The organism is Candidatus Hakubella thermalkaliphila, from assembly GCF_013281975.1.
Taxonomy (GTDB): Bacteria; Actinomycetota; Humimicrobiia; order Hakubellales; family Hakubellaceae; genus Hakubella; species Hakubella thermalkaliphila.
Window position 1 is genome coordinate 1 of sequence record NZ_BLRZ01000493.1, and the last position, 518, is coordinate 518.

At 48.8% G+C, this 518-nt stretch carries 1 protein-coding gene and 1 pseudogene; both read left to right on the forward strand.

Annotated features, from left to right (window positions below; all coding sequences use genetic code 11):
* A partial coding sequence (locus HW443_RS12875; RefSeq protein ID WP_176238409.1) for a DNA polymerase occupies positions 1-186 on the forward strand: 186 nt, incomplete at its 5' end.
* Positions 187-281: 95 nt separating this feature from the next.
* Positions 282-518, forward strand: a pseudogene (locus HW443_RS12880) (hypothetical protein); the annotation flags it as partial.

Here is a 518-nt window from a genome sequence, read left to right on the forward strand (position 1 = left end):
ATAAAGCAAGAGGGTATGGATGCCAGGCTGGTGCTTCAGGTGCACGATGAGCGGGTTCTGGAGATCCCTAAAGGGGAACAGGAGCGGATAGGGTCTCTGGTCCAGGAGGAGATGGAGGGGGCTTACGACCTGAGTCCAGTACCTCTCAAAGTAGATATCAGGTATGGCAGAAATTGGTTTGTTTAATCAATGCTGTTTAGTTTATAATATAGGCGGTTTGTTGTCCTGCTAGTTCTTCAGGGATAGCATTTCCAAAAATAAAAAAAGGGGAGGAAGATGATGTGATAGAGCAGAAAAAGGGAGACGGTGAGGTGGTAGACGAATATCTTATTGCCAATGAGAAAGGAGAGATGGTTCCCAACTACGATATGGCCATGGTGAATTTCGAGGAGGGCGACGTGTTGATGGGAACCGTGGTCAAAGTGGACCGGGATGAGGTCTTGGGGGATGTGCGCTATAAGTACGCGGGTGTGTTTCTCCAGCACGAGCTGGCGGTGAGATCCAAAGGAAACCATCAG